Origin of the sequence: Verrucosispora sp. WMMD703 (genome assembly GCF_049178935.1) — a bacterium.
GTDB lineage: Bacteria > Actinomycetota > Actinomycetes > Mycobacteriales > Micromonosporaceae > Micromonospora > Micromonospora sediminimaris.
The window spans coordinates 4,768,379-4,791,269 of sequence record NZ_JBMHMM010000004.1 but is presented as its reverse complement, the minus strand read 5'-3'; the positions used below and the strand labels follow the sequence as shown (position 1 = coordinate 4,791,269).

Sequence of the window (22,891 nt, the reverse complement as noted above, 5' to 3'; positions counted from 1 at the left end):
GGACACCGTCGTCGTAGACACAAACAAGGACGAGATGACTACCCAGGCTTCCGCGCCGCCCAGCACCAAGTCGCAGGCGCTGCGTTCGTACGATGTCGCCGCCTTCCCGGCCCTGACCGGCCTGGAGGAGGAGTGGCGTTTCACCCCGCTCAAGCGGCTGCGTGGGCTGGTCGGCGACGATCCGACCGCCACCGGCGCGGTCCGGCACGAGTACGCCGATCTGCCCGAGGGCGTGTCCGTGGAGCGGGTCGGCCGCGACGACCCACGGGTCGGCAGCGTGCTCACCCCGTTCGACCGGGTCAGCGCGCTGGCCTACGGCGGGGCGGAGCAGGCGCTGCTGGTCCGGGTGGCGCAGGACGCGGTGATCAGCGGTCCGGCGATTCTCCGGGCGGTCGGTGCGGGCGTCGAGGGCCTGGCCTTCGGGCACACGGTCATCGAGGTGGGCCGGTTCGCCGAGGCGATCCTGGTGCTGGAGCACGTCGGCTCGGCCACCCTCGCGGACAACGTCGAGGTGTCGGTGGGCGACGGGGCGAAGCTCACCCTGGTCACCGTGGCCGACTGGGCTGACGACGCGGTGCAGGCGCAGCACCTCAAGGTGCGGTTGGGGCGCGACGCGCGGGTGCTGCACGTTCAGGTCACCCTCGGTGGCGATCTGGTCCGGCAGTACACCACTGTCGAGTACACCGACCGCGGTGGCGAGGCCGAGCTGTACGGCCTCTACTTCGCCGACTCCGGCCAGCACCAGGAGCACCGCCAGCTGGTCGACCACACCGTGCCGGACTGCCGCAGCTACGTCGGCTACCGGGGCGCGTTGCAGGGGGAGAGCGCCCGTACCGTCTGGGTCGGCGACGTGCTGATCCGGGCCGAGGCGACCGGCACCGACACGTACGAGATCAACCGGAACCTGCTGCTCACCGACGGTGCCCGGGCCGACTCCGTGCCGAACCTGGAGATCGAGACCGGCGAGATCGCCGGCGCCGGTCACGCCAGCGCCACCGGCCGCTTCGACGACGAGCAGTTGTTCTACCTGATGGCCCGGGGCATCCCGGAGGCCGAGGCGCGCCGGCTGGTGGTGCGCGGCTTCTTCGCCGAGCTGCTGAACAAGATCCCGGTGGAGTCCCTGCGTGAGCGGCTGGGGGACGCTATCGAGGCGCGGCTGACGAAGGCGGGCGCCTGATGATCCGCATCTGCGCCAGCGAGGACGTGCCGAAGGGCACCGCGATCAGCGCGGACGTCGACGGCACCCAGATCGCGCTCGTGCACGGCGAGGACGACCAGTTCTACGCCGTGTTCGACGAGTGCTCGCACGCGGCCGTGGCGCTCTCCGAGGGCGAGGTCGAAGGCTGCACGCTTGAGTGCTGGTTGCACGGCTCCCGTTTCGATCTGCGTACCGGCGAGCCGACCGGGCTGCCCGCCACCGAACCCGTACCCGTCTACCCCGTCGAAGTCCGCGACGGTGACATCTACGTCAGTCTGACGCCGAGCAATGGAGTGACCCGATAATGAGCACCCTGGAGATCCGCGACCTACAGGTGTCGGTGAAGCTGCCCGAGGGTGAGCTCAAGCCGATCCTGCACGGTGTCGACCTGACCGTGAAGTCGGGGGAGACCCACGCCATCATGGGCCCGAACGGCTCCGGCAAGTCGACCCTGGCGTACTCGGTCGCCGGCCACCCGAAGTACGAGATCACCGGCGGCTCGGTGACCCTGGACGGCGAGGACGTCCTGGAGATGTCCGTCGACGAGCGGGCCCGCGCCGGCCTCTTCCTCGCCATGCAGTACCCGGTCGAGGTGCCCGGCGTGTCGGTGGCGAACTTCCTGCGTACCGCCAAGACCGCCATCGACGGCGAAGCGCCGAAGCTGCGCACCTGGGGCGGCGAGCTGCGTGGTGCCATGGAGCGGTTGCACATGGACCCGGCCTTCGCCCAGCGCAACGTCAACGAGGGCTTCTCCGGCGGTGAGAAGAAGCGCCACGAGATCGTGCAGTTGGAGCTGCTCAAGCCGAAGATGGCCATCCTCGACGAGACCGACTCCGGCCTCGACGTGGACGCGCTGCGCGTGGTGAGTGAGGGCGTGAACCGGGTGCGCGACACCGGCGACACCGGCCTGCTGCTGATCACCCACTACACCCGGATCCTGCGCTACATCAAGCCCGACTTCGTGCACGTCTTCGTCGCCGGTCGGATCGTCGAGCAGGGCGGCCCGGAACTGGCCGACAAGCTTGAGGAGTCCGGCTACGAGCGGTACGCGGCCGGGGCCGGTCCGGCGCGGGTCTGATCTGCGAAGGAAGGACCGGTCACGACGATGACCACCATCGCGATCCCGCCGGGGATGCCGCAGTACGACGACGTGCCCCGTTACGACGTGACGGCGGTGCGCGCCGACTTCCCGATCCTCGACCGGGAGGTCAACGGGCATCCGCTTGTCTACCTGGACAGCGCCAACACCTCGCACAAGCCGCGCCAGGTGCTCGACGTGCTGGCCGAGCACTACGCCCGGCACAACGCGAACGTGTCCCGCTCGGTGCACACGCTCGGCACCGAGGCGACCGAGGCGTACGAAGGGGCCCGGGCGAAGGTCGCCGCGTTCGTCAACGCGCCGAGCGTCGACGAGGTGGTCTTCACCAAGAACTCCACCGAGGCGATCAACATCGTGGCGTACGCGTTCTCCAACGCCTCGCTGCGGGCGGACGCCGACCCTCGGCTCCGGCTCGGGCCGGGTGACGAGATCGTCATCTCCGAGATGGAGCACCACTCGAACATCGTCCCGTGGCAGTTGCTGGCCGAGCGTACCGGCGCGACGCTGCGCTGGTTCCCGGTCACCGACAACGGCCGGCTGGACGAGTCGGGCCTGACCGACCTGGTCAACGAGCGGACGAAGATCGTCTCACTGGTGCACATGTCCAACATCCTGGGCACCGTCAACGCCACGTCGCGGATCACCGCCCGGGTCCGTGAGGTGGGGGCGCTGCTGCTGCTGGACTGCTCGCAGTCGGTGCCGCACATGCCGATCGACGTGGTCGACCTGGACGCGGACTTCATCGTCTTCACCGGGCACAAGATGTGCGGACCGACCGGGATCGGCGTCCTCTGGGGCCGCATGGAGCTGCTGGCGGCGATGCCGCCGGTGTTCGGTGGCGGTTCGATGATCGAAACGGTGACGATGGGCGGCTCCACGTACGCCGCGCCACCGGCCCGGTTCGAGGCCGGTACCCCGCCGATCGCCGAGGCGGTCGCGCTCGGCGCGGCAGTGGACTATCTCTCCGGCATCGGCATGCGGGCGATCCAGTGGCACGAGAAGCAGCTGACCGCGTACGCGCTGGACGCCCTGGGTGCCGTGCCCGGCCTGCGGATCTTCGGCCCGGAGGTGCCGGTGGGCCGGGGCGGCACCATCTCGTTCGCGCTCGGCGACGTGCACCCGCACGACGTGGGTCAGGTGCTCGACTCCCTCGGCGTGCAGGTGCGGGTGGGCCATCACTGCGCCCGCCCGGTCTGCACCCGGTTCGGGGTGCCGGCCACCACCCGGGCCTCGTTCTACCTCTACACGACGACCGAGGAGATCGACGCGCTGGTGGCGGGCCTGGAGCAGGTGCGGAAGGTGTTCTGCTGATGCAGCTTGAGTCGCTGTACCAGGAGATCATCCTGGACCACTACAAGCACCCGCACGGTCGCGGGCTGCGCGACGCCGAGGATCCGGCCGACCGGGTCGGCGAGGCGCACCACGTCAACCCGACCTGTGGGGACGAGATCACCGTCTGGGTGGCCACCGACGGTGCGACGCTGCACGACGTGTCGTACGACGGGATGGGCTGTTCGATCAGCCAGGCGTCCGCCAGCGTGCTGCACGAGCTGCTGACCGGCCGGGGCGCGACGGAGGCGTTCGAGGTGCACGAGGCGTTTCTGGCGCTGATGTCCGGTCGTGGTCAGGTCACGCCGGACGAGGACGTGCTCGGTGACGGGGTGGCGTTCGAGGGCGTCGCCCGCTATCCCGCCCGGGTCAAGTGCGCGCTGTTGCCGTGGATGGCGTTCAAGGACGCTGCGGCACGCGCCGGTGTGGGCGCGAGCCCGACGGAGGTGAAGGCATGAGCGAGAACACTGCGACCGAGGCGACCTCGGCGGCCGGCGAAGGCACGGCGACCGGCCCGGTGGCTGACGGCAGCGTCGCGCCGACCGGCGGCAAGGCCGCCGTCGCCGACATCGAGGAGGCGATGAAGGACGTCGTCGACCCGGAGCTGGGCATCAACGTGGTCGATCTCGGCCTGGTGTACGGGGTGCACGTCGACGATCAGAACGTCGCCACCCTGGACATGACGTTGACCTCGGCGGCCTGCCCGCTCACCGACGTGATCGAGGACCAGGCCCGCCAGGCGCTGACCACCGGGCCCGGCGGTGGTCTGGTCGACGACATCCGGATCAACTGGGTCTGGCTCCCCCCGTGGGGCCCCGACAAGATCACCGACGAGGGCCGCGACCAGCTCCGCTCTCTCGGCTTCAACGTCTGACAGTTCCTCCGGGCAGGCTCAACAGTTCCGCCTCGGGCGCGGCATCCACCGGATGCCGCGCCCGACGTCGTCTTGTTCTCGGCCGGTTCGTACTCCCGACCGCGGGATACCGCAATGCGCGCCGTCAGGCTGCCTTCGACCGACCGACATGCCGCAACTCGGCCCGGCCCGGAAAAGCCGTGGCGCCGGTGCGGCGGATCGCCGCAGGATGACGCGGTGAGTGAGGCGTACCCGATGCAGCTGAGTCCTGTCGCCGTGGCCACCGCCGCGCGCCGACAGCGGCTGTGGCCGGGCCGCGTCTCGGCACGGCGTCCGTCGTGACCGGCGCGTTCCTCGCCGGTCTGGTCGCCGGCTACGGCGTGGCCGTCCCGGTCGGCGCGATCGCCGTGCTCATCCTCGGGCTCACCGCGCGGACCTCGTTCCGGGTCGGTGCGGGGGCCGCACTCGGGGTGGCCACCGCCGACGGGCTGTACGCCGGTGTCGCGGCGCTCGGTGGCGCGGTGGTCGCGGGCTGGCTCGCGCCGCTCGCCGGGCCGCTGCGACTGGTCGGCGCGGCGGTGCTGCTCGCCCTCGCCGTCCACGGCGCCTGGCGCGCCCTGCGGGCGCGTGGCACCCGCAGTTCTCCGGAGCGGCCACCGGCGCACGACGCCACGCCGGGGCCGGGCCAACCGTTGGCGCGGCGTGGACTGGACACGCCGGCCCGGGCGTTTGTCGGGATCCTCGCGCTGACCCTGCTCAACCCGGCGACCGTCGTCTACTTCACGGCCCTGGTGCTCGGCCGGACGGAACTGGGTGGCTCCGGCACGGCCGTCGCGGTGGTCTTCACCCTCGGGGTGTTCATCGCCTCGGCCAGTTGGCAGCTGCTGATCGCCGGGGGCGGCTCGCTGATCGGGCAGGTGCTCACCAGCAACCGCGGTCGCCTGGTCACCGCCCTGCTGTCCAGCGCCATCATCACCGTGCTCGCCGTCGGTCTGCTCCTCGGTGGCTGACCCGAGCCGGCCGTGCCGTACGGTCGGGTGATGAGCAGCCGACCCGCCGCCGGGGGCGGCCGGTGGGTGGAGGTCGATCCGGGCCGTGCCGCCCGCTGGGTCGCCGGTTTCGTCGACCGGCACGGCCCGCCCACCGTCAGCGCGCAGGCGTACGGCCTGCTGCTGTCCGCTCCCGACGGTGCCACCGCCGAACTGCACGCGCCCCCGGGCTCGTCGCCGGCCACCGATCTGGCGGGTTTCGTGGCGGCGGTGATCGTGCCGCGCCGGCTCGGGCTGCTGCTGGTCCGCAAGGGCGCGGTGGCGGTGGGCATCGCGGAGGGGGAGCGGCTGCCGGTGCACAAGGCGGACACCCGCTACGTTCAGGGGCGCACCGCCGCCGGCGGCTGGTCCCAGCAGCGTTTCGCGCGCCGCCGGGACAGCCAGACCAAGGCGGCGCTGGCCGACGCCGTCGAGTTGGCCGTCCGGCTGCTGCTGCCCGCGGTCGACCGGCTGGACGCGCTTGTCGCCGGTGGGGACCGGCGGGCTGTGGACACCGTGCTGGCCGACCGTCGACTCGCCCCGCTGGCCGCCCTGCGCGCCGACCGCCTGCTCGACGTCCCCGAACCCCGGCACGCGGTGCTGCTGGCCGCGGTGGCCGCCGCCCGGGCGGTTCGCATTCTGGTCCGCGAACCGCAGCCGGAAGCCGGCCGCTAGCACCCGGCCCGGCGGACCGGGCACGTCGTGCGGCTGCGGGCCCGGTCACCAGTGACCGGGCCCGCAGTGTGCCGGTTCGTCAGACCGCGCCGCTGAACGTGTCGCAGGAGGCCGGGTCGCCGCTCTCGTAGCCCTGGTTGAACCACCGCTTGCGGTCGGCGGACGAGCCGTGGGTGAACTCCTCCGGGTTCACCGGCCGGTCGGCGCGCTTGGAGATGGCGTCGTCACCGATCGCCTCGGCGGTGTCGATGGCCTCGGCGATGTCCTGCTCGGTGATGCTGGTGAAGATCTTCTGGCCGCTCTCGTCGGCGGTGCCGGTGGCGTTCTTCGCCCAGGCTCCCGCATAGCAGTCGGCCTGCAGCTCCAGGCGTACCGACAGGTCGTTGGCGTTGCCCGGGTCGCGCTGCTGCTGGCGGCGCACCTGCTCGTTGGTGCCGAGCAGGTTCTGCACGTGGTGGCCGTACTCGTGGGCCAGCACGTACGGCTGGGCGAACTCGCCCTCGGCGCCCAGCTGAGTGGCGAGCACCTCGTAGAAGGAGAGGTCGATGTAGACGAGCGAGTCGGCCGGGCAGTAGAACGGGCCGACGCCGGAGTCTGCCTGGCCGCAGGCGGTGTTCACGGCCTGGCTGAAGAAGACGGTGCGGGTCGGGCGGTACTGCTCGCCGAGGGCCTGCGGCAGGGCGGTGCGCCAGTACGCCTGGATCGAGTTGACATAGAGGGTGTTGCGGCAGTCGAGTTGCTCAAGGGCGTTCTCGGCGGAGCAACGCTGCTCCAACGCGGCGTTGTCGCCCTGCTGGTCGCCACCGGTCATGGCGTTCAGGCCGAAGCCGCCACCGACGAGGGCCACCAGCACGGCGATGACGATGCCGACGATGCCGCCGCGTCCGCCGCCGATCGGAATGGGGATGCCCATCCCGCCGCCGCCTCCGCCGCTGCCTCGCCGGTCCTCCACCTGGCTGGTGTCGATCCGTGCGTTCTCGTTCAGCTCCATGGTGACCCCGATCAGTCAGTGGCTCGTGGGCCGGAACCGGTCCGGTCGGCGATCCGGTACCCGACGATCTTGGTCGGTAATCCGCAGGGGCTGCCGGCCGGGGCCCGGTACACTTGACGCCGTGCTGCGCTGCGAAGGCTGAACGCCCCGCGCCGACGGGTCACCGGGATCCGCCGGCGCTTTCGTGTGCCCTGAGTCAGCCCTTCGGATCCCGAGAGCGAGTACCTAAAATGATCACTGCCACCGGCCTGGAACTGCGCGCCGGAGCCCGGATCCTGCTGTCCGACACCACGCTGCGGGTGCAGCCGGGCGACCGGATCGGTCTGGTCGGGCGCAACGGCGCCGGCAAGACCACCACCCTGAAGGTGCTCGCCGGGGAGGGGCAGCCGTACGCCGGGCAGGTCGACCGGCGCAGCGCCGTCGGCTACCTCCCGCAGGACCCGCGTACCGGTGACCTGGACGTCACCGGCCGCGACCGGGTGCTGTCCGCCCGCGGGCTGGATGCGCTGATGGCCGGGATGAAGGAGCTGGAGGCGCAGCTGGCCGAGGATGCCGACGAGCGACTGGTGCGCCGCTACGGCGCGCTGGAGGACCAGTTCGCCGCGCTCGGCGGGTACGCGGCGGAGGCCGAGGCGGCCCGCATCTGCGCCAACCTGGGGCTGCCCGATCGCGCCCTGGCGCAGACCATCGGCACCCTCTCCGGCGGTCAGCGTCGCCGGATCGAGCTGGCCCGGATCCTTTTCCGGGACGCGGGCGAGAACGGCGGCGGGATTCTGCTGCTGGACGAGCCCACCAACCACCTCGACGCCGACTCGATCACCTGGCTGCGAGGTTTCCTGGCCAACCACAAGGGCGGTCTGATCGTGATCTCTCACGACGGCGACCTGCTGGAGTCGGTGGTCAACAAGGTGTGGTTCCTGGACGCCACCCGTAGCGTGGTCGACGTCTACAACCTGGGTTGGAAGGCGTACCTGGAGGCGCGGGAGACCGACGAGCGTCGCCGCCGCCGGGAGCGGGCCAACGCCGAGAAGAAGGCCGGCGCGCTGATGGCCCAGGCCGACAAGATGCGGGCCAAGGCCACCAAGACGGTCGCCGCCCAGAACATGGCCCGCCGCGCCGAACGGCTGATGTCCGGCCTGGAGGAGATCCGCGTCGCCGACAAGGTGGCCAAGGTGCGCTTCCCCGCACCGGCACCGTGCGGAAAGACCCCGCTGACCGCGACCGGCCTGTCCAAGTCGTACGGCTCGCTGGAGATCTTCACCGACGTGAACGTGGCGGTGGACCGAGGTTCCCGGGTGGCCATCCTCGGGCTCAACGGTGCCGGCAAGACCACCCTGCTGCGGATGCTCGGCGGCCTGCTGGAGCCGGACACCGGCGAGGTGCGCCCCGGTCACGGGCTGCGACTGGGCTACTACGCTCAGGAGCACGAGACGCTTGATGTGGAACGGACCGTGCTGGAGAACATGCGGGCGGCGGCGGTCGAGCAGACCGACACCGAACTGCGGAAGATCCTGGGGGCGTTCCTCTTCTCCGGCGAGGACGTCGACAAGCCCGCCGGCGTGCTCTCCGGCGGGGAGAAGACCCGGCTGGCCCTGTCCACCCTGGTCTGCTCGGGCGCCAACGTGCTGCTACTCGACGAACCGACAAACAACCTCGACCCGGTCAGCCGCGAGCAGGTGCTCGACGCCATCGCCCGCTATCCCGGCGCGATCGTGCTGGTCACGCACGACCCGGGCGCGGTTCTCGCGCTCAAGCCGGACCGGGCGATCCTGCTGCCGGACGGTGACGAGGACGCCTGGAGCGACGACCTGCTGGAACTGGTCGAGCTGGCCTGAGCCTCGTGCGGCATCACCTATCGGGAAGCTGACATTGCATAGCGTGTCGGTTGGCGAATAGTTGATATCTGGCGCATGATCGTTCGAGACGGTCTAATAGGTGGGACCGTATCCGAACCGCACAGTCTGGGACGTGAGGACACAGCATGGCAGCCACTGGCACAGCCACCAGCACTGAGAAGGGTCGCCGGATCGTCGGAGCCGAGCGTCAGACGCTCGCGAAGGACCTCGTCAAGCGGTACACCGGGGGCGAGAGCATCCGGGCGCTCGCGGCCTCGACCGGGCGATCGTACGGGTTCATCCACCGCGTACTCACCGAGTCCGGGGTGCAGCTGCGGCAGCGCGGCGGCGCCCGGCGCCGCAAGAAGGCGTGACCCGCCCGTCAGCGTCGTCCAGCAGCACCGCCACCACCACCGCGACCCGGGCCGCCTGGTGACCGCCGAGGCGACCGGGGTCCGGCTGGAATGCGACGGGCCGGTCGCCACGGTCACCCTGTGCCGGCCCGACGTGCTCAACGCGCAGACCGCGGCGATGTGGCGCGCGATGAGCGACTTCTCCCGGGAGCTTCCCGGTGACGTGCGGGTGGTCGTGGTACGCGGCGAGGGGCGTGCCTTCTCCGCCGGTCTCGACCTGGCCGTCGCCGGTGCCTCCGGGCCCGGCTCCTTTGCCGAGCTGACCACCCTGTCGGAGCAGGAGTGCGCCGACAAGATCGCTGAGTACCAGGGCGGATTCACCTGGCTGCACCGCCCCGACGTGATCTCGATCGCCGCCGTCCAGGGGCACGCCATCGGTGCCGGTTTCCAACTCGCCCTCGCCTGCGACCTGCGGGTGCTGGCCGAGAACGCGACGCTCTCCATGGCCGAGGTGACGTTGGGCCTGGTTCCTGACCTGGCCGGCACCAAGCGCCTGGTCGAGTTGGTCGGCTACGCCCGCGCCCTGGAGATCTGCACCACCGGGCGGCGGATGGACGCCGCCGAGGCCGACCGGATCGGCCTGGCCACCCTGGTGGTGCCGACCGCTGAGCTTGACGACGCGGTGCGTGACCTGACCGCCGGGCTGCTCACCCACGACCGGGACGCCGTCGTCGAGACCAAGGCGCTGCTCGCCGGTGCCGCTGGGCGTACCCACGCCGAGCAGCAGCGCGCCGAGCGGGAGGCGCAGACGCGACGGCTACGGGACCTCGCCGGCCGGGGAGAATAGTAAGGACCGTTCGGGAAGATCCGGGTTACTCGCGTGGTTGTCGTAGTCATCGGGAGAATTGACCCGACGGTCTACGACGTCCTGATCCGGAGGTGAGCGTGTCCAACCACATGGCCGCTGGTGGCATGGGCGGTTGGAGCATGCTCCGGTCGATGCGCAGCCAGGACGACATCGCCGCGCACCGGCTTAAGCGTGGCGTCGCCCGCCGGATCGTCGCCTTCGCCCACCCCTATCGACGCGACATCGTCGTCTTCCTGCTCACCGTGATCGTCGCCGCGGTGATCGGGGTGGCGACCCCGCTGCTGGCCGGCGACGTGATCGACGCGATCACCCGGGGCGGCGCCGAGGCAGGGGCGCTGGTGATCCGGCTGGCCCTGTTCATCGCCGCGCTCGCGGTCGCCGACGCTCTCCTGTCGCTGGCCCAACGGTGGTATTCGGCCCGCATCGGCGAGGGCATCATCCTCGACCTGCGTACCCGCGTCTACGACCATGTGCAGCGGATGCCGTTGCAGTTCTTCACCCGGACCCAGACCGGCGCACTTGTCAGCCGGCTCAACAACGACGTGATGGGTGCCCAGCGTGCGTTCACCTCGACGCTGTCGGGCGTGGTCAGCAACGTGATCCAGTTGGTCCTCACCGCCGCGGTGATGCTCACCCTCTCCTGGCAGATCACGGCGCTGTCACTGGTGCTGCTGCCGGTGTTCATCATCCCGGCACGTCGGGTGGGCCGGCGGCTGGCCGAGATCACCCGTGAGTCGTACGACCTCGACGCCAAGATGAACGCGACGATGACCGAGCGGTTCGGCGTCGCCGGCGCTTTGCTGGTGAAGCTCTTCGGCCGACCCGACGCCGAGGCGGCCCGGTTCGCCACCCGCGCCGAACGGGTCCGTGACATCGGCATCACCTCCGCGATGTACTCGCGGACCTTCTTCGTGGCCATGCTGCTGGTGGCCTCGCTGGCCCAGGCCCTGACCTACGGCCTGGGCGGCTGGCTCGCGGTCAGCGGCCAGGTCAGTGCCGGCACCGTGGTGACCCTCGCGCTGCTGCTCACCCGCCTCTACGGCCCGCTCACCGCGCTGAGCAACGTCCGGGTGGATGTGATGAGCGCGCTGGTCTCGTTCGACCGGGTCTTCGAGGTGCTCGACCTGCAACCCGGCATCAAGGAACGACCCGACGCGGTGCGGATCCCCGAGGGCGCGGGAACTGTCGAGTTCCGCGACGTCCGGTTCCGCTACCCGAGCGCCGCCGAGATCTCCCTCGCATCGCTGGAGGAGGTCGCCGCGCTGGATCGTACGGTCAACGAACCGGTGCTCAAGGGCGTGTCGTTCAGCGTCGATCCGGGGCAGATGGTGGCCCTGGTCGGGCCCTCCGGCGCCGGCAAGTCCACGCTGTCCATGCTGATCTCCCGCATCTACGACGTGACCGACGGGCAGGTGCTGGTCGGCGGAGTCGACGTCCGGGACGCCCGGCTCGACTCGCTGCGCGACGAGATCGGGGTGGTCACCCAGGATTCGCACCTGTTCCACGAGACCATCGCGGAAAATCTGCGCTACGCGAAGCCGGACGCCACCGACGACGAGCTGTGGGCGGCGTTGGCCGGGGCGCAGGTCGCCGACCTGGTCAGGTCCCTGCCGGACGGGCTTGAGACGACCGTCGGTGAGCGTGGATACCGCTTCTCCGGTGGCGAGAAGCAGCGCATCGCCATCGCCCGGCTGCTGCTCAAGGCACCGTCGATCGTGATTCTCGACGAGGCGACCGCGCACCTGGATTCGGAGAGCGAGGCGGCGGTGCAACGGGCGCTCTCAGTGGCGTTGACCGGGCGTACCGCCCTGGTGATCGCCCACCGGCTCTCCACCGTCCGGGACGCCGACCAGATCCTGGTCCTCGACGACGGCCGCATCGTGGAGCGGGGCCGCCACGACGAGCTGGTCGCGGTCGGCGGCCTCTACGCCGAGCTGTACCGCACCCAGTTCGCGGTGGCCGACTCACCCACGCCGTACGCCGACGCCACCGGCCCGGAGCCGGTGGTCATCCCCAGCCGGGAGTACATCGCCGACGAGGCCATGCCGCCCGCCGCCGCCAACTGAGGCTGCTGGTCCATTAGCCGCTCACCCGAGGGCGGCCGAGTGGAGTTCGGCGAAGGCGGCACCGAGGGTCTGCGGGGTGTAGTGGGCGTTCAGCCCGCTGGGGTTGGGCAGCACCCACAGCCGGGCATCTGCCAACTGCTCCGGTTGCGGCCCGAACCCCGCCTTCGGTCGGGCAAAGCCGATCCGGTACGCCGTCACCCCGACCACCGCGACCCAACGTGGCCGGTACCGACCCACCTTGTCGGTGAGCTGCCGTGCGCCGTCGACCAGTTCGGCGGCGGTCAGCTCGTCGGCGCGGGCGCTGGCCCGGGCCACCATGTTGGTGATCCCGAGCCCGAGGGCCGGTAGTTCGTCCTGCTCGCTGGGGTGCAGCAGCCGGGGAGTGAATCCACCCCGGTGCAGCGCCGGCCAGAACCGGTTGCCGGGTCGGGCGAAGTGCCACCCGGTCGCGGCCGACCAGAGCCCCGGGTTGATCCCGACGAAGAGCACGTCCAGCCCGGCGCCGATGAGGTCCGGGATGGTCTTGTCGGCCGCGGCGGCCAGCTCCTCCCGGCTCGGGCGTGGCTGCGGCTCCTCCCGCCCCGGCCGGGACCGGGTGGACGACCTGCCGTGCGTGGCCCGCCGGTCGCGGCGGGACGGCTGTCCGGCGGTCACAGGCCGCGCAGCGCGCCACCGTCGACCGGAACGGTGACGCCGGTGAGGTAGCTGGCCGCGGGGGAGAGCACGAAGGCGGCGACCCGACCGAATTCTGCGGGGTCACCGATGCGGCGCAGCGGGATGGCGGCCTCCACCTCGGTCCGGGCCCGTTCCGGGTCGCCGGAGGCAGCGAAGAGTTCCCGGTTGCGGTCGGTCAGGATCCGTCCCGGCAGCAGCCCGACCACCCGTACGCCCCGGGGGCCGTACTCGTCGGCGACATCCTTGGCAACACCGGCCAGACCCGGCCGCAGGCCGTTGGAGATGCCCAATCCGGGTACCGGGCTGCGCGCCGAGGTGGAGAGCACCAGCGCGATGGCGCCACCGTCGGGCATCGCGGCGGCGACCGTTCGTACGGTGCGGACGCTACCGAGGAAGACAGTCTCGAAGGACCGCCGCCACTGCTCGTCGTCGACCGACGCGGCACTGCCGGCGGGCGGTCCGCCGACGGAGACCAGGGCACCGTCGACGCGGCCGAAGTGGTGCTGTGCGGTGGTCAGCAGGCGGTCGGGGGTCGTCGGGTCCGCCAGGTCGGCGGTGACGCCGACCGCCCGGTCGGGGCCGCCGAGACTGGCCACGGCGGCCTCCACCGCGTCGGCGTGCCGGGCGGAGAGCACCACCCGGGCGCCATCGGCCACCAGGCACTGTGCGGTGGCGTAACCAAGCCCACGGGAGGCACCGGTGAGCACGTACACCCGATCGGTAAGTCCGAGATCCATGCCGACGATCCTGCCCCAGCCCGCTGGGCCGGAAACAGCCCCGGTCCCGTGTCGTGGGTCAGGTTCAGGGACGGGCCGGGCGCAGCAGGCGTACCCGGCCGGCGACCTGAAGGGCGAGCACGGCGCCGACCCGGCCGAGGGCGGGTGAGCGGCGGCGACGCGGTGCCCTTTGCCCGTCGTAGCGGAACTGCGCCTCGCGGACGGCCAGTTCCTCGGCGCCGAGTGCCGGCAGGGCGGTGCGGGCGTGCAGTGCACGGGCCAGGTCCCAGCCGTCGCGCAACCCGCCGCCGATGGGTCGGTCCGCCGCCCATTCGACGAACACCGTCGGCCAGGTGGGGCCGAGCCCGGCGGCGAGCAGCGGCCAGTGTCGGGCGACCTCGCCGGCCCGCTTGCGCAGCAATGCGGCACGGGCGGCGGCCAACGGGCCGGGCGCGAAGCCGGGCGGCGGCGGACCGCCGGCCACCAGGGCCGCGACCAGTTCCGCCTGCCGAGAGGCGAGCGATCCGACCGGCCTTCCGGCCGGGCCGGCGGGCCCCGCCCCGGCCGGCGTCACGTCACCTCCGGAAAGCCGCAGGCGGCGGCGACGGCGTCCAGTTCGGTGCGCAGCTCGGCCGCCGGTGGGTAGTGCCCGTCGCGTTCCAGCAGGGCCGCCGGTGGGCGGTGCCGGGCGCACAACTCGGCGAGCAGCTCCAACACCTCCCGCCCGATCGGATCGGTGTGCGTGTCGTGGTAGAAGCCACCACCCTCGGCACCGCCCGCGACGTGCAGGTACGCCACCCGTTCCAGCGGCAGCCGGTCCAGCAGCGCGAGCGGGTCGGTGCCGCGGTTGCGGGCGTTGGCATACACGTTGGCGACGTCGAGCAGCAGCAGTGCTCCGGTGCGGTCCAGGATCTCGTTGAGAAACGCCGCCTCGTCGAGTTCGTCGTCCGGCCAGTCGAACAGGGCGGCGATCGGTTCCAGCGCGATCGGCACCGGCAGGTCCGCCTGGGCACGGGTGATGTTGGCGCAGATCGCGTCGACCGCTTCGTGGGTGCGGGGCAGGGGTAGCAGGTGGCCGGCCTCCAGGCCGCCGGCCCGGACGAAAGCGATGTGCTCACTGACCAGCGGTGCCGCCAGCTGCTGCGCGACGGCCGCCAGGTGGGCGACCCGGGCCGGGTCGACCGGTTCCGCGCCGCCGAGGGAGAGCCGCACGCCGTGCGGTACCACGGTGACGCCGCGGTCGCGCAGCTCGATCAGGTCGGCCGGTGGCGGTCCGGCGGTCGGTACCGACTCGGCGATCACCTCGACGAAGCGCAGGCCGGGCAGCTCGGCGACGAATCCGGCGATCTCCGGGCGCCAGCCGATCCCCACGCCATGCGGGGTGTTCATCCGCCGCACCCGCCGCCGCAGCCCCCGCCGCCGCAACTGCCGCCACCGCAGCCTCCGCCGCCCGCTGCGCCGCCGCCACACCCGCCGGTGGACGTCGCGCCGCCGGCTGCGGCTTGGCGTTGGATCTCGGCCTGCTGGGCGAAGGTCGGATCGAGTGCCCAGAGTGACGCGGTGCCGTAGAGGGCCACCGCCATGGCGGCTCCCGCCGCTCCATAGGTGGCGTACGCCGGGTTCGCGGTGGGCGCGAGGTGCCGGTTGCGCTGGCGCAGTGTCCGCAGGGCGGCCTCGGCTGCCCGGGTTCGGCGGGGCACCCGGACGAGCAGCACAGCGGTCAGTACGCCGAGCGCGACGACGGTGAGCACCAGATACCAGACCGGGCGGTCGTTGGCGAGCCCGGCGACGATTCGGGCGACACCGAGCACCAGGAGTGCGACCAGCAGCAGCGGACCGTGCCGCAGGGCGGCCCGCCGGTCCGGACCGATCGCGAGACCGCGCTGGTCGAGGCCGTCACGCAGTTCGGTGAGGGCCCGCTCGACCCACTCGGTGCGCCGTAGCTCCCGGGCCAGGGTGCGCTGCGTCGCGGCGTAGTGGATGGCCCGGTCGAGTGGGGTGGCGGCGGGCGGCAGCGGACCGTCGGCGGTCAGCCGGCGGTCCGGGTCCACGCCGATCGCGCCCTGGCTGCGCAACGCGCCGAGCGAGGTCCAGACGGCGAAGTCATCGCCGCCGTTGAGGTAGGCGACCTGCTGCGGGTTCAGCTGGTCGGCGGGGGGAGCGGCACGCCCGCCCAGCAGCGCCCGGCGGCGGATCAGCACGACGGTGACGGCGAGCACCGCAGCCACCAGGTAGAGCGTGATGAAGGTGGGACCGGGAACTCCCCAGGTGTCGTAATCGACCGCGAAACCCGTCATGGCCTGCTCCTGTCACGCGAGGGAACGCGGCTTCATTGTGGAGCGGCGATGCCAGCATCCGGCTGCCCGTAGGGTCGAGTTATCTTCTCGTTACCTGACGGGTTCAGCGTCGGCGCACCGCTTCCTCGACCAGATCGAGCACCGCGCCCAGGTCACCGGCGGGCCGACCCATGGCCAGGTGCAGCACCAGCCCGTCGTAGGCGAGTTCGAGGAACCGGGCCAGCACGTCGATGGGGATGTCCTCGCGGAGTACGCCGGCCTCCCGTTGACGGGCCAGCCGGTCCCGGGTCGCCTCGGCGATGGCGGCCGACCGCTGTGCCCAGCGGGTGGCGAAGGTCGGGTCGGTACGCAGCCGTCGCGACACCTCCAGTTGGCTGCCCAGCCAACCTGTGGTGTCCGGGGAGACCGCCCGGGCGAGCAGGTCACGCATGACCTGGACCAGTCCGTTGCGGGCGACCGTCTCCACCATCGTGGCTGCGTCGTCCTCAGCGACGGCGAGGAAGAGGGAGTCCTTGTCCCGGAAGTGGTGGAAGATGGCGCCACGGGAGAGGCCGGTGGCCTCCTCCAGGCGTCGTACGGTCGCGCCCTCGTAGCCGTGCCGGGCGAAGCAGGCTCGCGCGGCGGCGAGGATTTCCTGACGGCGGGCGTCGAGCTGATCCTGGCTTACTCTGGGCACGTGTCGATCGTGTCAGCTCCCCTCGACTGACGCAAACCGTACGTACGGCTTGGTTCCTGGGGTCGGCCGCATGCGACGGCTGTTCCGGACCGACACCACCGCGTAACCTTCCGCCCTGTCGGCGAGGTACCCGATTCCCGTAAGGTGCCCGAGTGCCGCTGCTCCTGCTGGACCTGGACAACACCCTGCTCGATCGGGCCGGGCCGTTCCGCACCTGGGCAGAGCGCTTTCTCGACGGCATCGGAGCACCTCCGCACGACATCGAGTGGTTGCTGTCCATCGACGCCGACGGATTAACGGACCGCTGGGACGTGGCGGACGCGATCCGGGACCGCTATCGGTTGCGGATCCCCTCCATCGACCTGGTGGAGGAACTGCACGACGGGGTGGTCGAGTTCACCCGGCTGGACCCGCTGGTGGCGTGCGCCCTGCGGATCGCCGACGACGCCGGCTGGATGCCGGTCGTGGTGAGCAACGGCGCGGTTCGGCAACAGGACGCCAAGATCAGACGTACCGGGTTGGACCGGTACGTCGCCGACTGGGTGATCTCCGAAGAGGCGGGGGTCAGCAAGCCCAACCCCCGCATCTTCGCGCTCGCCGCGCAGCGGGCCAGAATGCCGCTGCGCGGTGCCTGGGTGGTCGGCGACGGCCCGGAGGCGGACATCGGCGGAGCCACCGCCGTCGGTCTGCCCAGCATCTGGCTGCACCGGGGGCGTCCCTGGACCGACGCCCGGTTCGCGCCCACGGCGACGGTGGACACCGTGATCGCCGCCATCGCCGAGATCATGGGCGCCTGAGTCGCGCTAATTGGGTTGACCCGACCGGTGCGGCCGACGAGCATGGTCCGCGCATCGTGCACTCCGGGCGTGCGCCCGGTCGAGGAGAGGGGGTCGGTCATGGCCGTCTTCGCAGGTCACTTCCTGCCTCCCCACACCTCGACCAAGGGATTACCAGCGTCATGCGTGATCACGACTTTCCGGCGCCCGAGCGCCGAACCCGCGGCCGACGCCGCTTCGACGACGACGAACCGCACTTCCTGAAGCGCGGCCGGCCGACCGGCCCCGCTCCCACCGACCCCGACGAGCCCGACCCGGGGACCGGCGAAACGTGGTCCTCCTGGGACGATGCGCTGCACGGCCCGCAGCCCCACCCGCACTGGCTGGTCACCGAACTGGCGGCGAAGGACACCGAGCTCGGTGTGCTCAAGACCGGCAAGGAGGCCGACGTTCACCTGGTGCGCCGGGGTCTACCCGGCACCGACCGGTCCTGCCTGCTGGCGGCGAAACGATACCGGGATCCTCGGCACCGGCTGTTTCACCGGGACGCGGGATACCTCGAAGGGCGCCGGGTGCGCCGCTCACGTGAGATGCGGGCGATGACCGGCCGGACCGCGTTCGGCCGGCAGATGATCGCGGGACAGTGGGCGGCGGCGGAGTTCGCCGCCCTGAGCCGGCTCTGGGAGATCGGCCAGCGCTACGGCACCATCACCGTGCCGTACCCGGTGCAGTTGCGGGGCACCGAGCTGATGCTGGAGTTCCTCGGCGACGCCGAGGAGGGACGCGCCGCACCCCGGCTGGCCGAGTTGCGCCCAGCACCGGCCGAACTCCGTGCTCTGTGGGGGCAACTGGTCGACGCGCTTGTCGTCCTGGCCCGAGCCGGGTACGCGCACGGCGACCTGTCGCCGTACAACCTGCTGGTGCACGCGGGGCGACTGGCGCTGATCGACCTGCCGCAGGTGGTCGACGTGGTGGTGAACCCGCAGGGGCGGGAGTTCCTGGCCCGCGATGTTCGGATCGTCGCCGCCTGGTTCGTCGCCCGGGGACTGCCGGCGGACCTCGTGGACCCGACGGTGCTCACCGAACTGCTGTGCCGCGAGGCAGGTCTGGCCTGACCGGCCGGGCTCCGGGTGGCGGTGGCCACCGCCACCCGGAGCCCGTCGCGGGGCGTGGGCGAGCGGGATTCACTGCAGATAGCGTTCGACCTCGGACGTCGGGCGGGCGCCCTGGGCCTCAGGATCGCCATGGGCCTGCCGAGCTGCACGGCGGCGGCGCAGCAGATCCCAGCACTGGTCGAGGGACTCCTCCAGCTCCCGCAGGCGGGTGCGTGCCTCATCGTCGGTGCCAGTCTCGTGGGCCTGCGCCTGTGCGCGCAGCCGGTGCTCCTCGTCAACCAGATCCGAGATCCGGCTGAGGATGGTCTTGTCGTCCATGTCCCTGAGCCTGGCACAGCGGGGCCGACCACGGCTCGCATTCCCGTCGGCGAATCGCACAGACCGGCCGATGTGCCCCGGCGGCCAGCCGCCGCCGCTCATCGGGCGGGCGACGGTGCGGGCGGCCCGGCGGCCGGCGCTCTGGTCGCCGGACCGTGCGCCTGCGGCGGGTGACCCGGGTCGACCAGCGCATGATCACCAGCGCTTGAGTTGCTGCGGTGACGTTGTTAGGTTGCGCCGGGGCCGGTGTGCTGTGTGGCTCGCTCCTGACTGACCGGTCAACTAGCTCACGGCCAGGGACGGTGTGATGGGTTCCCGCAGTACGAAGCTGCGTGCCAAGGTGGTGGCCCTGCTGGCCGCGCTGGTGGCGCTCTGGAGCTTCGCCGCCTGGGTCACCGTCCGCGATGGAGCGAACCTGTTCGGTGTGCAGGCGCTCGACGCGCAGGTGTTCGATCCCACCGAGCCGCTGCTGCTGCAGTTGCAGTTGGAACGGCGCACCTCGCTTGTCTATCTCGGACGCCCGCAGGAGGCGCAGCTTGACGAGTTGACCCGGCTGCGTGCCCGTACCGACCAACTGGCCGCCGAGTTCGTCGAGTCGACCGACGACTGGCAGGTCGGCGTGTTCGGCAGCGACGCGCTGCACGACCGTATCGCGGAGCTGGAGCGGCAACTGGCCGCGCTGCCCGACACGCGTACTGCCGTCGACGGGCGCAACATCGGCCGCAGCGACGCCGGTGCGACGTTCACCGAGCTGATCGAGTCGATCTACCAGGTGTACGACGAACTCGGCAATCTCGACGACGACCAGGTCGCCGAGGACACCGCACAACTGATCCGGCTCGACCGTGCCCGGGAGCTGTTGTCCCAGGAGGACGCCATGCTGGCCGGCGTGCTCGCCGCAGGCCGGATCACCTCGGTCGAGCGGGCCGAGTTCACCCGGGTTGTCGGTGCCCGTCAGTTCGTCGCCGAGCAGGCGATCGTCCGGCTGCCCGAAGCTGATCAGCGTCGCTACGAGCAGATGGTCACCGGGGCGAGCTTCCGGCGACTGGCCGACCTGGAATCTCAGGTCATGAACGGCAACGGCACCTACCGACTGCCGTTCTCGACCTCGGACTGGTCCGACACCACCGCTCCGGCGCTAATCGAGATCGGTGACGTGGTGCTGGCCGGTGGTGACGACATCGTCAAGCGGGCCACGCCGGTCGCGATCGGTGTCATCGTCCGGCTGGTCCTCGTCGCGGGTCTCGGCCTGCTCGCGGTCATCGCCTCGGTGGTCGTCTCGATCACCACGGCACGGGCGCTGGCACAGCAGCTGCAACGACTGCGCGATGCGGCGTTCCGACTCGCCAACGAACGGTTGCCGAGCGTGGCGGAGCGGCTCGGGCGCGGTGAGCAGGTGGACGTCGCCAGGGAGATGCCAGCGCTGCGCTTCGATGAGGACGAGTTCGGCCAGGTGGGTCGGGCCTTCAACGTGGTGCAGGAGGGGGCCGTCCGCACCGCGGTCGAGCAGGCCCAGCTGCGTGGGTCCGCACGCGAGGTGTCCCTGAGCCTGGCCCGGCGTACCCAGGCCCTGGTGCACCGCCAGCTCACCCTGCTCGACGCGATGGAGCGTCGCGAGCAGGACGCCGAGGAGTTGGCAGACCTGTTCCGCGTCGACCACCTGGCCACCCGGGTGCGACGTGCCGCGGAGAACCTCATCGTGCTCTCCGGCGCGACCCCCGGCCGGGCGTGGCGCCGCAGCGTCCCGATGGTGGACGTGGTCCGGGGTGCGGTCGGTGAGGTCGAGGACTACACCCGCGTCACCCTGCTCTCGATCGGCGGTGTGTCGCTGGCCGGGCGGGCCGTCGGTGACGTCATCCACCTGCTCGCCGAACTGATCGAGAACGGACTCTCGTTCTCTCCGCCACACACCAACGTCGAGGTACGCGGAGAACTGGTCGCCAACGGCTTCGCCATCGAGATCGAGGACCGCGGTCTGGGCATGACCGAGGACGACCTCGCCGCCGCCAACCACCGCATCGTGGACCGTTCCGAGCGGAACCTCGCCGACGCGTCCCGGCTGGGCCTCTACCTGGTGAGCCGGCTGACCGACCGGCACGGCGTGCAGGTCCGGCTCAAGGAGTCGGCGTACGGCGGGACGACCGCCGTGGTGTTGATCCCGCCTGATCTGATCGTCGACGAGGCTGAGCCGAGCATGGCGGAGGGACGACCTGCGGACGCCGCGGCCCAGCCCACCGGCGACGGTGGCGTGATCGGGACCGGCCGGGAGGTACCGGCGGAGATCGGGCACTCCAGCGGTGACGGTGCCGATGTTTACGGGCTGCCGAGCAGTTCTCGGCCCGGTGCCGGGCACTCCGTTGCCTGGGACGGACCGACGATTCCGATCGGACTGCCGGTCACGTCAGCGTCCAACGACGGTCCGCAGTGGCCGCCGCGCCGGACAACTGATCCCGGCACCGGAAGCGGTGCGGGCCCCGCCGCCGGTCGACCGGCCGACCCGGTGACCCCGGGTGGCCCCATGCCCGCCGAGATCGAGCCGACCCGCACCGAGTCGGGCCTGCCGGTCCGGGTACGCCAGGCGAGCCTGGCCCCGGCGTTGCGGGCCGAGCCCGAGACGGTGCAAGCGGACGAGGACGTGGTCCGCGAGCCCGAACAGGTGCGGCGCATGATGAGTTCGTACCAGACCGGCACCCGGCGCGGACGTTCCGATGCCGCACGGCTGCTCGGTGCTGGCGGTCGGTCCGGGCCCGACGATGAGCCCGAGGACGCCGATCAACAGGCGACCTGACCGAGGTGCGCTGCCCGGCGAGCCGGGGAGAACGGTCAGGCCCAAGTGAGCACGGCGATGAGCCGGGGGAGAAGAGGACGACGAAGTGGCGCAGAAGACGGCTTCGAGTGCCGACCTGACGTGGTTGCTGGATGATCTGGTTGGCCGGGTCAAGCAGGCCGAACACGCGGTCGCGCTGTCCGCCGACGGTCTGCTGATGGCCTCCTCGCAGGGGCTCAGCCGCGACGACGGTGAGCACCTGGCGGCGATGGCGGCCGGCATCCAGAGCCTGGCTCGCGGCGCCGGCAAGCGTTTCGGCGGCGGGCAGGTGCAGCAGACGATCATCGAGATGCAGTCTTCGTTCCTGTTCGTCACAGCCGCCGGGCGTAACGCCTGCCTGGCGGTGCTGGCCAGTGAGGACGCCGACGTCGGGTTGATCGCGTACGAGATGGCCATGTTGATCACCCGGGTCGGCAGGTACGTCGCCTCGCCGTCCCGGCCAGCCGAGCAGGCCAACGGGGAACAGCAGCCCGGATGACGGTGGAGGGAACGCGGTGACCGGCGGCCGGGCCCGCCCGGTCACCGGCCCGCCGGCCTGGGCCCGCTGCACCTGGCGATCGTCGGCACACAGCATCTTCGAGGCGGTTATCAATGGACTACGGGCACGCTGAGCGGCCGTCGGACATGGCGGCTCTGCCCACAGCGATCAAGATTCTGATCGCCGGCGGGTTCGGGGTGGGTAAGACCACGTTGGTCGGCGCGGTCAGCGAGACGCGTCCGCTGCGGACCGAGGAGGTGCTTACCGAATCGGGCGTGGGCATCGACGACCTGGAAGGCGTCGAGACGAAGCGGACCACCACCGTGGCGATGGACTTCGGTCGGATCACCATCAGCGACGACCTGGTGCTGTACCTCTTCGGCACCCCGGGCCAGGACCGGTTCTGGTTCGTCTGGGACGAGCTGGCACTCGGCGCGATTGGCGCGGTGGTGCTCGCCGACACCCGTCGGCTGGCCGACTGCTTCCCCTCCCTCGACTACTTCGAGGGTCGGGGGACCCCTTTCCTCGTCGCGGTCAACTGCTTCGAGGGCGCCCGCCAGTACCGGCTCGACGAGGTGCAGGCGGCGCTGAACCTCGATCCCGAGGTGCCGGTGCTGCTCTGCGACGCCCGGCAGCGGGAGTCGGTGAAGGAGGTGCTCATCATGCTGGTGGAGCACGCCATGAAGATTCGGGAGGCACGTCGCGCCGACTGACGGGA

General features: G+C 71.3%; 25 protein-coding genes. 17 read left to right on the top strand and 8 right to left on the bottom strand.

Annotated features, from left to right (window positions below; genetic code table 11):
• Window positions 1-34 precede the first annotated feature (34 nt).
• The 8 genes from sufD (at window position 35) to ACN26Z_RS22215 (ending at window position 6,182) form a co-directional block, all read left to right on the top strand.
• On the top strand, window positions 35-1,177 hold the full coding sequence (gene sufD, locus ACN26Z_RS22250) for a Fe-S cluster assembly protein SufD (RefSeq protein WP_421463326.1): 1,143 nt from the start codon (window positions 35-37) through the stop codon (window positions 1,175-1,177).
• Window positions 1,177-1,503: a non-heme iron oxygenase ferredoxin subunit gene (locus ACN26Z_RS22245; protein WP_093401437.1), complete on the top strand. Its 327-nt coding sequence runs from the start codon at window positions 1,177-1,179 to the stop codon at window positions 1,501-1,503. Before sufD ends, ACN26Z_RS22245 begins: the two co-directional genes overlap by 1 nt.
• Window positions 1,503-2,276 (top strand): Fe-S cluster assembly ATPase SufC, encoded by a 774-nt coding sequence (gene sufC, locus ACN26Z_RS22240; RefSeq protein ID WP_093401436.1) that lies wholly within the window; start codon window positions 1,503-1,505, stop codon window positions 2,274-2,276. The genes ACN26Z_RS22245 and sufC overlap by 1 nt, the downstream gene beginning before the upstream one ends.
• 27 nt (window positions 2,277-2,303) lie before the next feature.
• Window positions 2,304-3,608, top strand: a complete 1,305-nt coding sequence (locus ACN26Z_RS22235) for a cysteine desulfurase (protein ID WP_282237512.1) — start codon at window positions 2,304-2,306, stop codon at window positions 3,606-3,608.
• Window positions 3,608-4,084, top strand: coding sequence for a Fe-S cluster assembly sulfur transfer protein SufU (sufU, locus tag ACN26Z_RS22230; protein WP_421463324.1), 477 nt, complete (start codon window positions 3,608-3,610; stop codon window positions 4,082-4,084). The genes ACN26Z_RS22235 and sufU overlap by 1 nt, the downstream gene beginning before the upstream one ends.
• The gene (locus tag ACN26Z_RS22225) at window positions 4,081-4,500 is read left to right on the top strand and encodes a metal-sulfur cluster assembly factor (RefSeq protein ID WP_093401433.1); all 420 of its coding nucleotides are present in this window, start codon (window positions 4,081-4,083) and stop codon (window positions 4,498-4,500) included. The genes sufU and ACN26Z_RS22225 overlap by 4 nt, the downstream gene beginning before the upstream one ends.
• Window positions 4,501-4,817: 317 nt before the next feature.
• Window positions 4,818-5,489, top strand: coding sequence for a LysE/ArgO family amino acid transporter (locus ACN26Z_RS22220; RefSeq protein WP_421463321.1), 672 nt, complete (start codon window positions 4,818-4,820; stop codon window positions 5,487-5,489).
• Window positions 5,490-5,519: 30 nt separating this feature from the next.
• Entirely contained in the window at window positions 5,520-6,182 is a 663-nt protein-coding gene (locus tag ACN26Z_RS22215) for an acVLRF1 family peptidyl-tRNA hydrolase (RefSeq protein ID WP_421463319.1), read from the top strand.
• 79 nt (window positions 6,183-6,261) lie between these two features.
• Here the strand turns inward: ACN26Z_RS22215 and ACN26Z_RS22210 are convergent, their stop codons facing one another.
• Window positions 6,262-7,173, bottom strand: coding sequence for a neutral zinc metallopeptidase (locus ACN26Z_RS22210; protein WP_282237516.1), 912 nt, complete (start codon window positions 7,171-7,173; stop codon window positions 6,262-6,264).
• A gap of 230 nt (window positions 7,174-7,403) precedes the next feature.
• On the opposite strand from ACN26Z_RS22210, the gene ACN26Z_RS22205 reads away from it, so the two are divergent.
• From ACN26Z_RS22205 to ACN26Z_RS22190, 4 genes are all read left to right on the top strand, one after another.
• A complete protein-coding gene (locus tag ACN26Z_RS22205) occupies window positions 7,404-9,008 on the top strand; it encodes an ABC-F family ATP-binding cassette domain-containing protein (RefSeq protein ID WP_421463317.1) in 1,605 nt (534 codons plus the stop codon).
• 146 nt (window positions 9,009-9,154) lie between these two features.
• Window positions 9,155-9,382, top strand: a complete 228-nt coding sequence (locus ACN26Z_RS22200) for a helix-turn-helix domain-containing protein (protein WP_007072022.1) — start codon at window positions 9,155-9,157, stop codon at window positions 9,380-9,382.
• Between the two features lie 58 nt (window positions 9,383-9,440).
• Window positions 9,441-10,208, top strand: a complete 768-nt coding sequence (locus tag ACN26Z_RS22195) for an enoyl-CoA hydratase/isomerase family protein (protein WP_421463315.1) — start codon at window positions 9,441-9,443, stop codon at window positions 10,206-10,208.
• Between the two features lie 110 nt (window positions 10,209-10,318).
• Window positions 10,319-12,295 carry an ABC transporter ATP-binding protein gene (locus ACN26Z_RS22190; RefSeq protein WP_421464694.1) on the top strand — a complete coding sequence of 659 codons (1,977 nt, stop codon included), beginning with the start codon at window positions 10,319-10,321 and terminating at the stop codon, window positions 12,293-12,295.
• Window positions 12,296-12,316: 21 nt separating this feature from the next.
• Here the strand turns inward: ACN26Z_RS22190 and mug are convergent, their stop codons facing one another.
• The 6 genes from mug to ACN26Z_RS22160 form a co-directional block, all read right to left on the bottom strand.
• Window positions 12,317-12,949, bottom strand: a complete 633-nt coding sequence (mug, locus tag ACN26Z_RS22185; RefSeq protein WP_421463313.1) for a G/U mismatch-specific DNA glycosylase — start codon at window positions 12,947-12,949, stop codon at window positions 12,317-12,319.
• Complete coding sequence (locus tag ACN26Z_RS22180) at window positions 12,946-13,707, bottom strand: SDR family oxidoreductase (protein WP_421463311.1); 762 nt, start codon at window positions 13,705-13,707, stop codon at window positions 12,946-12,948. The genes mug and ACN26Z_RS22180 overlap by 4 nt, the downstream gene beginning before the upstream one ends.
• A 64-nt stretch (window positions 13,708-13,771) precedes the next feature.
• Window positions 13,772-14,260, bottom strand: coding sequence for a hypothetical protein (locus ACN26Z_RS22175; protein WP_421463309.1), 489 nt, complete (start codon window positions 14,258-14,260; stop codon window positions 13,772-13,774).
• Entirely contained in the window at window positions 14,257-15,075 is an 819-nt protein-coding gene (locus ACN26Z_RS22170; protein ID WP_421463307.1) for a DUF692 domain-containing protein, read from the bottom strand. Before ACN26Z_RS22170 ends, ACN26Z_RS22175 begins: the two co-directional genes overlap by 4 nt.
• A complete protein-coding gene (locus ACN26Z_RS22165; protein ID WP_421463305.1) occupies window positions 15,072-15,983 on the bottom strand; it encodes a TIGR04222 domain-containing membrane protein in 912 nt (303 codons plus the stop codon). The genes ACN26Z_RS22170 and ACN26Z_RS22165 overlap by 4 nt, the downstream gene beginning before the upstream one ends.
• A gap of 103 nt (window positions 15,984-16,086) precedes the next feature.
• The gene (locus ACN26Z_RS22160; RefSeq protein ID WP_093401424.1) at window positions 16,087-16,659 is read right to left on the bottom strand and encodes a TetR/AcrR family transcriptional regulator; all 573 of its coding nucleotides are present in this window, start codon (window positions 16,657-16,659) and stop codon (window positions 16,087-16,089) included.
• Window positions 16,660-16,811: 152 nt separating this feature from the next.
• Here ACN26Z_RS22160 and ACN26Z_RS22155 point away from each other — a divergent pair, with 152 nt between their 5' ends.
• Entirely contained in the window at window positions 16,812-17,456 is a 645-nt protein-coding gene (locus ACN26Z_RS22155) for an HAD family hydrolase (protein ID WP_282237523.1), read from the top strand.
• A gap of 161 nt (window positions 17,457-17,617) precedes the next feature.
• Window positions 17,618-18,550, top strand: a complete 933-nt coding sequence (locus ACN26Z_RS22150; RefSeq protein ID WP_282237524.1) for a serine protein kinase RIO — start codon at window positions 17,618-17,620, stop codon at window positions 18,548-18,550.
• A 69-nt stretch (window positions 18,551-18,619) separates the two neighbouring features.
• Here the strand turns inward: ACN26Z_RS22150 and ACN26Z_RS22145 are convergent, their stop codons facing one another.
• Window positions 18,620-18,868, bottom strand: a complete 249-nt coding sequence (locus ACN26Z_RS22145; protein ID WP_093401421.1) for a DUF2630 family protein — start codon at window positions 18,866-18,868, stop codon at window positions 18,620-18,622.
• Between the two features lie 307 nt (window positions 18,869-19,175).
• Here ACN26Z_RS22145 and ACN26Z_RS22140 point away from each other — a divergent pair, with 307 nt between their 5' ends.
• The 3 genes from ACN26Z_RS22140 to ACN26Z_RS22130 all read left to right on the top strand — a co-directional run bounded on the left by ACN26Z_RS22140 (window position 19,176) and on the right by ACN26Z_RS22130 (window position 22,886).
• Window positions 19,176-21,656, top strand: a complete 2,481-nt coding sequence (locus ACN26Z_RS22140; RefSeq protein ID WP_421463302.1) for a nitrate- and nitrite sensing domain-containing protein — start codon at window positions 19,176-19,178, stop codon at window positions 21,654-21,656.
• Window positions 21,657-21,741: 85 nt separating this feature from the next.
• On the top strand, window positions 21,742-22,173 hold the full coding sequence (locus ACN26Z_RS22135; RefSeq protein ID WP_093401419.1) for a roadblock/LC7 domain-containing protein: 432 nt from the start codon (window positions 21,742-21,744) through the stop codon (window positions 22,171-22,173).
• A 113-nt stretch (window positions 22,174-22,286) separates the two neighbouring features.
• Window positions 22,287-22,886, top strand: a complete 600-nt coding sequence (locus ACN26Z_RS22130; protein WP_421463300.1) for a GTP-binding protein — start codon at window positions 22,287-22,289, stop codon at window positions 22,884-22,886.
• The last annotated feature ends 5 nt before the right edge of the window (window positions 22,887-22,891 follow it).

Excerpts from the sequence above, each read along its gene's own strand:
- ACN26Z_RS22130 (WP_421463300.1), top strand. The coding sequence starts at position 22,287 with ATGGACTACGGGCACGCTGAGCGGCCGTCGGACATGGCGGCTCTGCCC.
- ACN26Z_RS22170 (WP_421463307.1), bottom strand. The coding sequence starts at position 15,075 with ATGAACACCCCGCATGGCGTGGGGATCGGCTGGCGCCCGGAGATCGCC.
- sufC (WP_093401436.1), top strand. The coding sequence starts at position 1,503 with ATGAGCACCCTGGAGATCCGCGACCTACAGGTGTCGGTGAAGCTGCCC.
- ACN26Z_RS22225 (WP_093401433.1), top strand. The coding sequence starts at position 4,081 with ATGAGCGAGAACACTGCGACCGAGGCGACCTCGGCGGCCGGCGAAGGC.
- ACN26Z_RS22205 (WP_421463317.1), top strand. The coding sequence starts at position 7,404 with ATGATCACTGCCACCGGCCTGGAACTGCGCGCCGGAGCCCGGATCCTG.
- ACN26Z_RS22145 (WP_093401421.1), bottom strand. The coding sequence starts at position 18,868 with ATGGACGACAAGACCATCCTCAGCCGGATCTCGGATCTGGTTGACGAG.
- ACN26Z_RS22180 (WP_421463311.1), bottom strand. The coding sequence starts at position 13,707 with ATGGATCTCGGACTTACCGATCGGGTGTACGTGCTCACCGGTGCCTCC.
- ACN26Z_RS22150 (WP_282237524.1), top strand. The coding sequence starts at position 17,618 with ATGCGTGATCACGACTTTCCGGCGCCCGAGCGCCGAACCCGCGGCCGA.
- sufD (WP_421463326.1), top strand. The coding sequence starts at position 35 with ATGACTACCCAGGCTTCCGCGCCGCCCAGCACCAAGTCGCAGGCGCTG.
- ACN26Z_RS22190 (WP_421464694.1), top strand. The coding sequence starts at position 10,319 with ATGGCCGCTGGTGGCATGGGCGGTTGGAGCATGCTCCGGTCGATGCGC.
- sufU (WP_421463324.1), top strand. The coding sequence starts at position 3,608 with ATGCAGCTTGAGTCGCTGTACCAGGAGATCATCCTGGACCACTACAAG.
- ACN26Z_RS22245 (WP_093401437.1), top strand. The coding sequence starts at position 1,177 with ATGATCCGCATCTGCGCCAGCGAGGACGTGCCGAAGGGCACCGCGATC.
- ACN26Z_RS22200 (WP_007072022.1), top strand. The coding sequence starts at position 9,155 with ATGGCAGCCACTGGCACAGCCACCAGCACTGAGAAGGGTCGCCGGATC.
- ACN26Z_RS22235 (WP_282237512.1), top strand. The coding sequence starts at position 2,304 with ATGACCACCATCGCGATCCCGCCGGGGATGCCGCAGTACGACGACGTG.
- ACN26Z_RS22210 (WP_282237516.1), bottom strand. The coding sequence starts at position 7,173 with ATGGAGCTGAACGAGAACGCACGGATCGACACCAGCCAGGTGGAGGAC.
- ACN26Z_RS22165 (WP_421463305.1), bottom strand. The coding sequence starts at position 15,983 with ATGACGGGTTTCGCGGTCGATTACGACACCTGGGGAGTTCCCGGTCCC.
- ACN26Z_RS22215 (WP_421463319.1), top strand. The coding sequence starts at position 5,520 with ATGAGCAGCCGACCCGCCGCCGGGGGCGGCCGGTGGGTGGAGGTCGAT.
- ACN26Z_RS22140 (WP_421463302.1), top strand. The coding sequence starts at position 19,176 with ATGGGTTCCCGCAGTACGAAGCTGCGTGCCAAGGTGGTGGCCCTGCTG.